Here is a 12947-nt window from a genome sequence, read left to right as displayed (position 1 = left end):
GGCAGGTATGCTCTCATCGGGCGAAACAAACCATCAGCCGAAAAGGCGGCGGCTTGACAGACTTACACCGGCACCGCTCGGGGCTGCCGTCTTGTGCTGCCGTTCAGAAGCAGCGTGAGGTAATCATCTTTTTCTCGTATAGAACTCGACGCCGTCCCGGCCGTTCGCATGAAGATCGCCGTAGAACGAGTCCTTCCAGCCCGAGAACGGGAAGAAGGCCATCGGCGCAGGGACGCCGACATTCACGCCCAGCATGCCGGCCTCCGCTTCTTCGCGGAACTGCCGGATCGCCCGGGCGCTGTCCGTATAGAGCACGGCCGAGTTGCCGAAGCGGGATTCGTTCGCGATGGCCAGCGCTTCATCCAGATCCGCCGCGCGGAGCACCGAGAGCACCGGACCGAAGATCTCCTCCTGTGCGAGCGACATCTCGGGACGGACGCCGTCGAAGAGCGTTGGCCCGAGGAAAAAGCCGGCGGACGGGGAGGCGGCCGTCCCGGCTTCCGCAGCTCGGGAAGCCGGAGCTCCCTCGGCCGGCGGCAGCGGCGGCGACGGATCTGCGGCCGGACGGAGTCCCCCGCCCCGGCCGTCGAGCACGAGCCGGGCGCCCTCCGCCACGCCGCGCTCGATCATGCGCCGGATCCGTTCCCGGTGCTCCTCCCGGATGACGGGCGTGAGCCCCGAATCCGGGTCTGCGCCGGGGCCGACGGTCAGGGCGGCTGCCGCGGCCGCCAGCCGCCCGACGAAGGCATCGCCTTCGCCCACGACGACTACGGCGCTGCAGGCCATGCACCGCTCCCCGGCGCTGCCGAAGGCCGAGGCAATGATGTTCTCCACCGTCTTCTCCGGGTGGGCGTCCGGCATGACGATATGGTAGTTCTTCGCGCCGGAGAGCGCCTGCACCCGCTTGCCGGCGGCCGTGCCCTTGCGGTACACGCTCAAGGCCGCCGGCTGGGAGCCGACGAACGAGAGCGCTTTGACCTTATCATGTCCGGTCAGCGCATTCACGGCGTCATAGCCGCCATGCACCAGGTTCAGCACGCCGGGCGGCAAGCCGGCCTCCTCAAGCAGGGCAGCCAGCTTCATGGCGGTGAGCGGCGTACGTTCGCTGGGCTTCAGCACGAACGTATTGCCGCAGGCTACGGCCAGCGGGAACATCCAGCAGGGCACCATCATCGGGAAGTTGAACGGCGTGATCCCGGCCACGACGCCAAGGGGCACGCGCAGCATCGACGAGTCGAGATCCGGCGCAATGTTCCCGAGTCCCGTTCCCATCATCAGGGACGGAGCACCTGCGGCAAATTCGACGCATTCGATGCCCCGCTGCACTTCCCCGGCAGCCTCCCTCAGGCTCTTGCCGTTCTCCGCGGTGATCAGCGCGGCCAGTTCCTCCGCATGATCCTGCAGCAGCTGCCAATAGCGAAAAAGCACGCGCGCCCGCTTCGGCACAGGCACCCGGCTCCAGGAACCGAATGCTTCCACAGCCGCTTCCACCGCGAGGCTGACTTCCGCAGCGCCGGAGAGAGGCACCTGCGCCAGCAGCTCGCCTGTGGCCGGGTTGAGGACCTCTTCGCAGGCTCCGCCCGCAGGGAATACCTCCCGTCCGCCGATCCGATTGGGCAGCAGGCGCACCCCGCTCTGCTCCTTCCTACGAGCCGCACTTCCAGCGTTCATGGAATCTCCTCCGTTTCTGGCTTAAGAATAAATCGATCCGTCATGGCAGGAATTCTCCCATCCTTCTCGAACATAAAAGGCAAACACGCCGTTCCGCCCCCCTTCGATCCCTTCCACGTTCCATCCCGTCTCGCTGCGCCGGCCTGCTCCCGGCACGCTCGCTCGTTACCATGGTACTCGCAACACATCCACCTGATTAGGAGGCGATGTTCTTGGCAAGCACGCTGCTGCAGCTCACGATCCGCGAGATTCTCCGACGCCCCCTGTTCCGCAAGGCGGAAGCGCTGGCGAGCGACCAGGCGCTCGACCGGGTCGTCCGGTGGGCCCACATTCTGGAGGTCAGCGAAGTGGGCCGGCTGCTCAACGGCGGGGAGCTGGTTCTCTCCACCGGCGTCGGCTGGCAGGAGAGCGAAGAGACGAGCCTGCTCTTCCTGAAAGGGCTGATCGATAGCGGAGCCTCGGGCCTCTGTATCGAGCTCGGCCGCTATACGAAGCACCCACTCCAGGGGATGAAAGAACTCGCGCTTCAGGCCCACTTCCCCCTGATCTTCTTCCATGAGGAAGTCCGCTACATTGACATCACCCAGGATCTGCACTCGGTTTTCATCAACCGCCATCACCGCATGGTCTCCGAGCTGGAGTCATTATCCGCCCGCCTGAACCAGTCTCTGCTTGCCGGCCGGGGCATTCTTCCGCTGCTGCAGCTGCTCCAGAGCACTACCGGCGCTTCCGTTGCCTTCCTGCCGATCGGAGCGGAACCTTCCTTCGTGCCCCCGCTGGCCCGCGCGGAGGAAGCCCGGTTCACGGCCGAATGGTCCCAGGGCGCCCGCAGCCGGCCGCCGGAAGCGCCGCCGCATCGGACCCACCGGCCGATCCTTGCGCTTGACCAGCATTTCGGGGACCTCATTCTCTCCTCCCCCGAAGAGCTCAGCGACTATGCGCTGCTGGCGCTCGACCGCACCGCCACGGCGGTGGCCCAGGAGATGATGCGCACCCGTTACATGGAGGAGAAGCGCAGGCACCGGGAAGACCGCTGGCTCGCGGACTGGTTGGACGGCAAGCATACGGAGAAGGAAGTGCTTACCGGCCTCAGTACGCTGTGCGCAGCGGGCCGCATCCGGTCGGCCACCGTCTGTCTGTTCGATCCCGAACCTGCGCTGGCCGCCGCAAGGGACTTCGAATCCGTTCTCATCCAAAAGCATATCGTCGCCCGCTCCATCTTCGGCGGCGAAGGCTTCACGGTCCTGCCCGGCTGGGTGGACCGGCAGGCCGTGTATGTACTCGCGGACGGGATGCCTCCGGGGCGTACGCCGGCCGCCGAACGCATTCTCCGCTGTCTCCACCTTCTCCGGAAGACCGAGCCGGGGACCGGCCTCTTCCACAGCCGGGCCGGCATCGGCCGGGAGGTCACCGACCTCACCCGGCTGCGGGAAAGCTATGAGACCGCGAGGGAGACGGCCGTCATCCAGAGGGATACGGGCCCTCTCCCCCGGCCCATGTACAGCGAGCTCCACGTGGAGCGTATCCTGGCCCTGCTCAAAGGAACGGGGCAGCTGCCCGCCTTGATCGAGGATTACATCGGGCCGCTGATCCGCTATGACGCCGAGCGCAGCGCCCAGCTGCTTAAGACGCTGAAGGTGTATCTCGCCGCCAGCGGCTCGAAGCAGGAGACCGCGGCCGCCCTGTTCATCGTCCGGCAGACGCTCTATCACCGCCTCGAGAAGATTGCCACCCTGATCGGCAATGACTTCGACCAGCCGCGCAAGCGGCTGGCCCTGGAACTGGCTCTGTACGCTTATGAATACGGGCACGGTTCGATGAAGTGAGCCCTTCCCCGTGAGCCGGCTTAGCAGCCGCTGCGAATACCGGCACGGCATACTCCGTTTAGCCGAATGGCCTGCACAGCTCAGCATGCCAGTACTAGCAGCGTACCCGATCCGCCGCAGGCCGGGCTGCCGGCAGGCCGGAGTCATGCCCGGCCGAGCTGTTTCATCAGGGCGCAGCCCAGCGTTCTCCTCGCTTCCGCGGTGAGCAGGTGCATCACCTGCCGCTCCTCCGGCCGCTGCGGATGGTGCAGCACGAGCCGGGTGCCGCTCAGCCCTTCGGCCACTTCTCCGATGAGATAGCCCTGGGCCAGATAGGCGTTCATCCGGTACTGCTCCTCGACCACCTGTCTATGTTCGGACATCGGTACTCCCTCCTAACCCTGCAGCAGCGGCTGGGTGGTGCCCGCCGCCGGACTGCCGGCATTCCCGTGCGTCAGCTCCGCTCCGTATCTCGCCCGCTTGAGATACTGCCCGCGGCCGGGAACGCCTGTGAAGACGCGGTCGCGGACAACGAATTCGCCGCGGGAGAGCACCGATACAGGCAGACCCGTCAGCTCCATGCCTTCGAACGGGTTGTAATCGACGTTCATGTGATGGAGCTCCGCCGAGACGACGCGGCGCGCAGCCGGATCGAAGAGCACGAGGTCCGCGTCGCTGCCTACGGCCACGGTCCCCTTGCGGGGGAAGAGACCGAACAGCTTGGCGCTCCGGGTCGAGACGATATCGACGAACTGATTCAGCGTTATCCGTCCCTTGGCCACTCCTTCGGAATAGAGAATGCTGAAACGGTCCTCGATCGTCGGTCCCCCGTTCGGAATGCGGCTGAAGTCGCCGCGGCCGAGCTCTTTCTGCCCCTTGAAGTTGAAGGAGCAGTGGTCTGACCCCAGCGTCTGCAGCTCCCCGCTTTTCAGCGCGTTCCAGAGCGCACTCTGGTGGGACTTCTCCCGCAGCGGCGGAGACCAGACATACTTCGCCCCTTGGAAGTCCGGCCGCTCCAGGTCCGTCTCGTCGAGTACGAGGTACTGCGGGCACGTCTCGCCCCAGATGTCGAGCCCCCGGCTGCGTCCTTCGGCGATCTGCCGGACCGCCTCCTCGCAGGTGACATGAACGACATAGAGCTGCGAGCCTGCCAAGGCTGTCAGCTTCACGGCGCGGCCGGTCGCCTCGCCCTCGATCACGGAGGGCCTCGTCTTGGCATGATAGATCGGATCGGTGTTCCCCGCCTCCAGCGCCTCGCGGATCAGGTAGTCGATGACGTCCCCGTTCTCCGCATGCACCATCACCAGCGCGCCGTGCTCTCTGGCCGACAGCAGGGTGCGGTACAGGGTTCCGTCATCGGCCTGGAAGACGTTCTTGTATGCCATGAACACCTTCAGCGAGGTGATGCCCTCCTCCTCGATGATCCGCGGCAGCTCCTCCAGCACCTCATCGGTAATCTCCGAGATCATGAGGTGGAAGCCGTAGTCGATCACCGCCTTCTCCTCCGACTTCGCATGCCACTGAGCCACCGCCTCGGAGAGCGGCCTTCCCTTGTTCGTGAGGCAGAAATCGATCACCGTTGTGGTCCCTCCGAAGGCGGCGGCCCTCGTGCCGGTCTCGAAGTCGTCTGCCGTCACCGTACCGCCGAACGGCATGTCAAGATGCGTATGCGGGTCGACGCCGCCGGGCATGACGTACAGCCCCGCCGCATCCACCACCTCGGCCCCCTCCGCCGGGAGCCCTACCCCGATCGCTGCGATCCGTCCGTCGCGCAGCAGAAGATCCGCCCGGTACGTGTCGCTTGCCGTGACAATCGTTCCGCCCCGTATCAGCTTCACCGTCATGGTTACACCGCCTCCTTCGTGTCGTTCTCCTTCGGTTCCGCGCTCCCAAGCTCCGCCAGAGCCGTCTGCCGCTGGTTCCAGGACATCGGCGCCGCCAGAGCCGGCAGCTCCACCATCTCGATCGCCCCGTCGACCGGACATACGATGGAGCAGAGATTGCAGCCGACGCAGTCTTCCTCCCTCACCTTCAGGTAGGCGGAGCCGTCCGCCGCCGTATGCCGCTCGATGCATTGGTGGGACGTGTCCTCGCAGGCGATGTGGCACTTGTTGCACGAAATACAGGTGTCCGTATCAATCCGCGCGACGACCTTGTAGTTCAGATCCAGCGCCCCCCAATCCGAGTACCGCTCCACCGAACGGCCCACGAGCTCGGATACGCTGGCGATGCCTTTGTCATCCAAATAATCATTCAGCCCTTCGACGAGCTCGTGTATGATCCGGAAGCCATGGTGCATGACGGCTGTACACATCTGTACCCCCGTCGCGCCCATGAGCATGAACTCCACGGCATCCCGCCAGTCCGAGATGCCGCCGATGCCCGAGATCGGCACACCCACCTGCGGATTGCGAGCACACTCCGCCACCATGTTCAGTGCGATCGGCTTCACCGCCGGTCCGCAGTAGCCGCCGTGCGTGCCCCTGCCGCCGACATGGGGAACCGTGTTCCACGAGTCGAGATCGACGCCGGCGAGCGAGTTGATCGTATTGATGAGCGACACGGCGTCCGCTCCTCCCCGCACCGCGGCCGCGGCCGTTGCGGTGATGTCCGTGATGTTCGGCGTCAGCTTCACGATGACCGGCGTGCGGGCCGCCTCCTTGACCCACATCGTCTGCGCTTCCACGAGGTCCGGCTGCTGTCCGGACGCCGCGCCCATGCCGCGCTCGGCCATGCCGTGCGGACAGCCGAAGTTGAGCTCGAGCCCGTCGACGCCGACCTCCTCCACCCGCTTCACGATCTCATGCCACTTTTCCCGCTTGGGCTCGACCATCAGTGAGGCGATGATGGCGTGCCCCGGAAACCGCTTTTTGGTCTCGGCGATCTCCCTGAGATTCACTTCCAGCGGCCGGTCGGTGATCAGCTCGATATTGTTGAGGCCGGCCACCCGCCGGCCGCCGAAGTGAACGGCGGCGAACCGGGCCGACGTATTGATGATGGGATCTCCGAGCGTCTTCCATACGGCGCCGCCCCAGCCCGCCTCGAAAGCACGCTGCACCTGATAGCCCGTATTGGTCGGCGGCGCGGAGGCCAGCCAGAACGGATTCGGCGACTCTATTCCTGCGAGATTGATGCGTAAATCGGCCATGCCGTCCCCTCCTCGACTTTGTTCTTTTTAAGCGGTCTCTGCGCCATAGCCTTCGGACACCCGGCGGATCGCTTCAGCGGCCAGCTTGCCCTGCTGAGCGGCGGAGACCACCATCGCCTCCCCCTGTCCCTGGCCGAAAATCACATCGCCGGCCGCATAGATCCGGGGATTCGAGGTGCGGAGGGTCACGGGATCGACCCGCACGACGCCGCGGTCATGCTCCAGTCCGAGGGCTTCGATCAGCGGCAGATGCCGCGTCTGGCCGATCGCCTTCACTACCGCATCCGCCTCCATGACGAAGGAGGAGCCGGGGATCTCCACAGGCACGGGCCGCCCGCCGTCTTCCGCCGGACGCAGCTCCATACGCACGCATTCGAGGCCGGTGACCCTGCCGGAGGCATCCCCGACGATCCGCTTCGGCGCCGTGAGCCAGCGGAACTCGACCCCCTCCGCCTTCGCGAATTCGTATTCGAACGCGTAGGCCGTCATCTCCTGCCGTGTGCGGCGGTAGACCATCCGTACCTGCGAGGCTCCCAGGCGCTGCGAGGTCACGGCGGCATCCACGGCGGTATTGCCCGCGCCGATCACGATCACCCGGGCACCGGCCAGATCCTCGGGCATCCCGGTCTTCGTCCCTTCGATGAGCTCGATCGCATCGTAGACGCCGGCGAGCCCTTCGCCTTCGATGCCGAGCATCGGTACCGTCGACATGCCGGCCGCGAGCACGATCTCATCGTATGAGGCCAGAAGCTCCTCCACGGAGACGTCCCGGCCGACCCGCACTCCGGTGCGGAGCTCCACGCCGAGCGACCGTACCTGCTCCACCTCCCAGAGCGGCACTTCCTGCGGCAGCCGGAACGACACGATGCCGTAGGTGTTCAGCCCGCCTCCGAGCTCCTTCGCTTCATACACCGTCACCGCGAAGCCGAAGCGGGCCAGCTCCCTGGCGGCGGACAGGCCGGCGGGCCCCGCGCCGATCACCGCCGCCTTCCGGCCGTTCGGTGCGCCCGCCTGCAGCCAGCGACTGGCCGCTCTTCATCGCCCAGTCCGTGGCATAGCGCTGCAGCCGGCCGATGAGAATGGGCTTCGAGGCGTCGTTCAGCACACAGGCGCCCTCGCAGAGCTCTTCGGTCGGACAGACCCGGGAGCAGCTCGCCCCCGCCGGGTTCGCCAGCATGATCGTCCGTGCCGCCCCCTTGAGGTGGCCCGTGGCGATCTGTTTGATGAAGGTGGGCACGGGAATCGCCGTCGGACACGCCTGGATACAGGGCGCGTCATAGCAGTACAGACAGCGGTTCGATTCCTCGAGCGCTTCGCCCGGCCGCATCCCGGGCTCGATTTCGTCGAACGGTCCCTTGGCGTCCGAGGCGGAGCATGGCAGATGGTTCATAAGCAGGTCCTCCTTCAATACGATCTCCGTTTGGCCGCCGGCAGGCAGCCCTTTCCTTTTCTCCCTACAGATTCATAATCGCCTCATACGTCTCGGGACGCCGGTCCCGGTAGAACTGCCAGATATCCCGCACCTCACGGATCAGCTCGCGGTCCATCACGCCGATCACCACTTCATCCCGGTCCCGGCTGCCGATCGACACGATGGAGCCCCTCGGATCCACGAGGTACGACTGGCCGTAGAATTCGCCCATGTTCCACGGCGCCTCAACCCCGACCCGGTTCACCGCGCCGACATAGTAGCCGTTGGCCACCGCGTGTGCCGGCTGCTCCAGCTTCCACAGATACTCCGACGTCCCCGCCACCGTCGCCGACGGGTTGAACACAATCTCCGCCCCGTTCAGGCCGAGCAGGCGGGCGCCCTCAGGGAAGTGCCGGTCATAGCAGATATACACGCCGATCTTCGCATAGGCCGTATCGAACACCGGATAGCCCGTGTTCCCCGGCTTGAAGTAGAACTTCTCCCAGAAGCCGCAGCTCCCGCCGCCCGCGGCCACATGGGGAATATGATGCTTGCGGTACTTGCCGAGGTAAGAACCGTCCGCATCGATCACGGCCGCGGTGTTGTAGTACGAGGCGATGCCTTCGCGCTCATACACCGGGAGCACGATCACGACGCCGAGTTCCTTCGCCAGCTCCTTGAACCGCCGTGTCGTCGGCCCTTCGGGCACCGGCTCGGCCGCGTCGTACCATTTCGTTTTTTGTTCGGAACAGAAGTAGGGGCCGTAGAAGATTTCCTGGAGGCACACGATCTGTGCGCCCTTGGCCGCAGCCTCCCTTACGAGCTCCACGTGCTTAAGCACTGCAGCATCCTTGTGAACTTCCACCGGCTCATCCCCATGCACCTCGTGGGAGGCCTGGATCAAACCTATCGTTACGTGGCGCATAGGCGCTCCTCCTTCCGGGATTCGATGATGCGTCTGGCCGCCCTGTACAGCAGCTGCGCGCCGAGGGCGATGTCCTCCGGGGACGAATACTCCTCGGGATTATGGGATATTCCCTTGCGGCTGCGGACGAAGATCATGCCGTAATCGCAGAAGTACGACATCGCCAGTGCATCGTGGAATGGTCCGCTCATCAGCTCGGGCGCCTCCAGCCCCATCGCCCGCCCCTGCTCCCGAAGCAGCGCCTTGATCCAGGGGGCGCAGTAGCGGGGCTCGCTGTTCGTATCCTCCCGAATGGTCACGGTGAGCCCGTGCGCTTGCGCCGTCTCGTCGATCAGCCTCCGCAGCCTCAGTTCGATCGCCTCGCGCCGCTCGAGATCGATGTCCCGCAGATCCACCGTGAAGCTGACCCGCTCCGGGATGATGTTGCGCGAGTTCGGGAACACGTTCAGCGAACCGACCGTGCCGACGGTAGGCGCTCCCGGCTCCTCGCCGGCGAGGGCATTCAGCCCCGCGATGATCTTGGCGGTGCCGACCAGCGCATCCTGCCGCAGCAGCATCGGCACGGAGCCGGCATGCCCGGCGAAGCCCGTCAGCTCCACGGTCAGCCACAGCGGACCGGCGATTCCCGTCACGATGCCGACGGGCTGCTCCAGCGCTTCGAGCACCGGCCCCTGCTCGATGTGCAGCTCGAGGTAGGCGGCCACGCTTGCCGCCGGGTACTGCGAAGCCGCGAAGGCTTCCGGGTCCGGCGTGCAGCCGAATGCCTCCAGCGCCTGCCGGCGGGTTATCCCGTCCGCATCCGCCCGGTCCAGCTCGCCTTCCTCCAGCCGGCCGGTCAGCCCCCGTACGCCGAACAGCCCTTTGTTGAAGCGGCATCCCTCCTCGTCGCAGAAGGCCGCCACCTCAACCGCCATCCCCGGCATGACGCCGTCCTCGATCAGCGTCTGCACCGCCTCCAGCGCGCCGAGCACACCGATCGCCCCGTCGAACCGCCCGCCGTAGGGCTGCGAGTCGATGTGCGAGCCGAGCATGAGCACGGGGGCGGCCGGGTCTGCCCCCTCAAGGCGGCCGATGAGATTGCCGAACGCGTCGATCCGCGTCTGCAGGCCGGCTTCCTCCATCCAGGACTTCACGAGCAGCACGCCTTCCTTGTCTTCCTTTGTGAGCGCCAGCCGGCGCACACCAGTCTCCCCCCAGCCTGCCGATCTGCGACAATGCTTCCAGCCGTCCGTGCAGCCGTTCGCTGTTGATCGTACGCGGTGCCGTTTGGGCCATGCAGCCTCCCGCCTTTCGTATGTAATGGGTTGATCCTTAATCCGGGTAAGGTGTATTGTTTGCCGGGCTTCCATCACAGCGACTCCAGCGCTTCCCTGAGCGTCCCTGCGATAAGATCCAGCTCCGCTTCCGTCGTCACAAAAGGCGGCGCCGCCGTCACGATATTCGCATAGCCCGGCACGGTATCGCCGTTCTTGCCGAGAATCACGCCCCGGCTCCGGCAGAAGGAGAGCACCTTCATCACCTTGTCCGCCGATGCCGGTTCCTTGCTCGCGCGGTCCTCCACCAGCTCGATGCCGGCGATGAACCCGAAGAACCGCAGGTCCCCGACATGCGGATGCTCCGCAAGCCCCGCCAGCCGGAGCCGGAGCCCTTCGCCGAGCTCCGCCGCCCGCTCCACGAGTCCCTCCCGTTCGAGGATCTCGAGGTTCTGCAGCGCCACGGCACAGGAGACCGGATTACCGCCGAAGGTGTTGACATGGCGGAAATGCGTGTCGTCCCCGGCCCCGCGGAACGCTTCGTAGAGCTCCGCCCTCACCGCTGTCGCGGACAAGGGGGCGTAGGCGCTCGTCAGGCCCTTGGCCATCGTCACGATGTCGGCCGTGATCCCGTAGTTGTGATGGCCGAGCCGCTCGCCGGACCGGCCGAAGCCCGTGATCACCTCGTCGATGATGAGCAGCACGCCGTGCTTGTCGCAGATCTCCCGTATGGCCGGCAGGTATCCGGACGGAGGAACGATCACGCCGCCCCCGGTGATGGCCGGCTCCATGATGACGCCGGCCACCGTCTCCGCCCCTTCCCAGACGATCGCCTCCTCGATGGCTCTCGCGCACTCGAGCCGGCAGCTCTCCGGCGACTGGCCGAACGGACAGCGGTAGCAGTACGGCGGAGGCACGTGCTGGAAGCCCATGCCAAGCGGCTCGTATTTGCGCTTGCGCTGGGCCTGCCCCGTCGCTGCCAGGGCTCCCATGGAATTCCCGTGGTAGGCCCGGTGCCTCGAGATGAATTTGTGCCGTGTCGGCTCGCCGTTCTGGTGGTGATACTGCCTGGCGATTTTGAAGGCGACCTCATTGGCCTCCGAACCCGAGTTCGAGAAAAAAATCCGGTACTCCGGTCCGCCGATCCAGCCACTGAGCTTCTCCGCCAGCCGGATCGCGGGCAGATGGGACTGCATCAGCGGCGTATAGGCGATCGTCTTCATCTGCTCGAAGGCCCGCAGCGCGATCTCTTCCCTTCCGTGCCCGACGTTCACACACCACAGACCGGACATGCCGTCGAGGTACCGGTTCCCCTCAACATCCGTTACCCAGCTTCCCTGGCCTTCGGCGAAGATCACCGGATGGTCATTGTGCGGGCTCATATGGTGCCACAGGTGGCGCCGGTCCATGGCCAGCAGCTCTTCCTTCAGCGACTGCTCTTCCATCGTGCTCATATCCCCGCCCCTTCCTCATGGAGGAGAGCGCCGGTCCGCGGACGGACGGCCTGCTCTCCGCTGCTTCCTTGGGGCACCGCCGTTCTGGGGGCGGCTGCTCCCGTTTCTTCAGCAAGCGAACTTGATAATGCATACATCAAGCTTCTCGCTAACGTACTGCGGTTTGCCGTTCAACCTCCAAGCTACTTGGCAGCCGCCGCTTCGAACACCTTTTTGTCGATCGCCTGATCGAGCTCCGCCGGCTTCTTGATCAGCCCGTACTTCAGCGCGATGTCCGCCGTGCGCTTCACCGAGGCGTCGTCGAACCTGCCCACGTCCTCCGGCTTGAAGCCTTGGGGACGCACAAGCTTCGCCATCTCCATGAGCATCGTCGTCTGGTGCCCCTTCGTCGTGCTGCCGGCCGACACGCTCTTCATGACCGTCTCCACCGTTTCCTCCTGGTGGTCAATGGCATAGTTCCAGCCCTTCAGGATGGCACGCACCGTTTTCACCGCGAGGTCCCTGTTCGCATCGAGCCAGTCTTTTTTGGCAATCAGCGTATCCTCCAGCATCGCTACACCTGCTTCTTCGAGGGAGAACACATGCAGGTCCGCCTCCTTCACCCCGCTCTCGAGCACGACATAGTACTCGTTATAGATCGTCGCTGTAGCCACATCGAGCTGGTCGCTGAAGAACTGGTCCATGGTGAAGCCCTGCTTCACGAGCGAGATATCCTTCTTCGGATCGAGTCCGTATTTCTCCATGAACGCGAGGACCTGGAACTGCTGGCTCCCCATCCATGTGCCGACCTTCTTCCCTTTCATCTTCTCCGGCGCGTCGATGCCCTTCTCTTTCTTGGCGATGAGCCGGTAGGAGCTCTTCTGCGACACCTGGGCCAGCGAGACGAGCGGCAGGCCGTTGTCCCGGTTGACGAAGAGGGAGTCGAGTGAGGTGACGCCGATGTGCGCCGCCCCGTTCACCACCTGCTGCTCGATGATCACGTCCGGCCCGCCGGGCACAATCTCCGCATCGATGCCTTCCTCCGCAAAATACCCCTTCTCCTTCGCCGCATAAATCCCCGCGAACTGGGCCTGGGGCACCCACTTCAGCTGGATTTTCACCTTCTGCAGCGGCTTGGCTCCGCTCCCCCCGGCAGCCGGTGTGCCGCTGCTCGTGACATTCGCCGGAGCCGTCGCGCCTCCTCCACAGGCGGTAAGAAGCAGAATGACGGCGGCCAATAACATGGAACAAACCATAAACCCCCTGCGCTTGCTCATCTGGATCGTGTCCCCTTCCGAAAT

The 12947-nt window shown here is 65.1% G+C and carries 8 protein-coding genes and 2 pseudogenes; 1 reads left to right on the top strand and 9 read right to left on the bottom strand.

Going from position 1 to position 12947, the window contains the following annotated elements; all coding sequences use genetic code 11:
• Positions 1-123: 123 nt before the first annotated feature.
• Complete coding sequence (locus tag PM3016_RS13625; RefSeq protein ID WP_014369897.1) at positions 124-1671, bottom strand: CoA-acylating methylmalonate-semialdehyde dehydrogenase; 1548 nt, start codon at positions 1669-1671, stop codon at positions 124-126.
• Between the two features lie 212 nt (positions 1672-1883).
• Between PM3016_RS13625 and PM3016_RS13620 the strand changes: the two genes are divergently transcribed.
• Positions 1884-3497 (top strand): PucR family transcriptional regulator, encoded by a 1614-nt coding sequence (locus PM3016_RS13620; RefSeq protein WP_014369896.1) that lies wholly within the window; start codon positions 1884-1886, stop codon positions 3495-3497.
• Positions 3498-3640: 143 nt separating this feature from the next.
• Here the strand turns inward: PM3016_RS13620 and PM3016_RS13615 are convergent, their stop codons facing one another.
• The 8 genes and pseudogenes from PM3016_RS13615 to PM3016_RS13580 all read right to left on the bottom strand — a co-directional run bounded on the left by PM3016_RS13615 (position 3641) and on the right by PM3016_RS13580 (position 12923).
• A complete protein-coding gene (locus tag PM3016_RS13615; RefSeq protein WP_014369895.1) occupies positions 3641-3859 on the bottom strand; it encodes a hypothetical protein in 219 nt (72 codons plus the stop codon).
• 12 nt (positions 3860-3871) lie between these two features.
• A complete protein-coding gene (hydA, locus tag PM3016_RS13610) occupies positions 3872-5320 on the bottom strand; it encodes a dihydropyrimidinase (protein ID WP_014369894.1) in 1449 nt (482 codons plus the stop codon).
• A gap of 2 nt (positions 5321-5322) precedes the next feature.
• Positions 5323-6624: an NAD-dependent dihydropyrimidine dehydrogenase subunit PreA gene (gene preA, locus PM3016_RS13605; protein WP_014369893.1), complete on the bottom strand. Its 1302-nt coding sequence runs from the start codon at positions 6622-6624 to the stop codon at positions 5323-5325.
• 27 nt (positions 6625-6651) lie between these two features.
• Positions 6652-8014 (bottom strand): annotated as a pseudogene (locus PM3016_RS13600) (NAD(P)-dependent oxidoreductase).
• A gap of 64 nt (positions 8015-8078) precedes the next feature.
• Positions 8079-8960 (bottom strand): nitrilase-related carbon-nitrogen hydrolase, encoded by an 882-nt coding sequence (locus PM3016_RS13595; protein WP_014369892.1) that lies wholly within the window; start codon positions 8958-8960, stop codon positions 8079-8081.
• Positions 8948-10235: pseudogene (locus PM3016_RS13590) on the bottom strand (M20 family metallo-hydrolase). The gene PM3016_RS13595 and the pseudogene PM3016_RS13590 overlap by 13 nt, the downstream one beginning before the upstream one ends.
• Positions 10236-10308: 73 nt before the next feature.
• Positions 10309-11667, bottom strand: coding sequence for an aspartate aminotransferase family protein (locus PM3016_RS13585; RefSeq protein ID WP_014369890.1), 1359 nt, complete (start codon positions 11665-11667; stop codon positions 10309-10311).
• Positions 11668-11849: 182 nt separating this feature from the next.
• Positions 11850-12923, bottom strand: coding sequence for an ABC transporter substrate-binding protein (locus tag PM3016_RS13580; protein WP_238540507.1), 1074 nt, complete (start codon positions 12921-12923; stop codon positions 11850-11852).
• Between the last annotated feature and the right edge of the window lie 24 nt (positions 12924-12947).

This window comes from Paenibacillus mucilaginosus 3016 (assembly GCF_000250655.1).
Classification (GTDB): domain Bacteria; phylum Bacillota; class Bacilli; order Paenibacillales; family NBRC-103111; genus Paenibacillus_G; species Paenibacillus_G mucilaginosus.
The sequence above is the reverse complement of the archived record's forward strand: the minus strand, read 5'-3'. Positions and strand labels throughout refer to the sequence as shown.

Bases quoted from the DNA above. Each gene is read 5' to 3' on its own strand.
- PM3016_RS13625 (WP_014369897.1), bottom strand. From the start codon at position 1,671: ATGAACGCTGGAAGTGCGGCTCGTAGGAAGGAGCAGAGCGGGGTGCGC.
- PM3016_RS13615 (WP_014369895.1), bottom strand. From the start codon at position 3,859: ATGTCCGAACATAGACAGGTGGTCGAGGAGCAGTACCGGATGAACGCC.
- hydA (WP_014369894.1), bottom strand. From the start codon at position 5,320: ATGACGGTGAAGCTGATACGGGGCGGAACGATTGTCACGGCAAGCGAC.
- preA (WP_014369893.1), bottom strand. From the start codon at position 6,624: ATGGCCGATTTACGCATCAATCTCGCAGGAATAGAGTCGCCGAATCCG.
- PM3016_RS13595 (WP_014369892.1), bottom strand. From the start codon at position 8,960: ATGCGCCACGTAACGATAGGTTTGATCCAGGCCTCCCACGAGGTGCAT.
- PM3016_RS13585 (WP_014369890.1), bottom strand. From the start codon at position 11,667: ATGAGCACGATGGAAGAGCAGTCGCTGAAGGAAGAGCTGCTGGCCATG.
- PM3016_RS13580 (WP_238540507.1), bottom strand. From the start codon at position 12,923: ATGAGCAAGCGCAGGGGGTTTATGGTTTGTTCCATGTTATTGGCCGCC.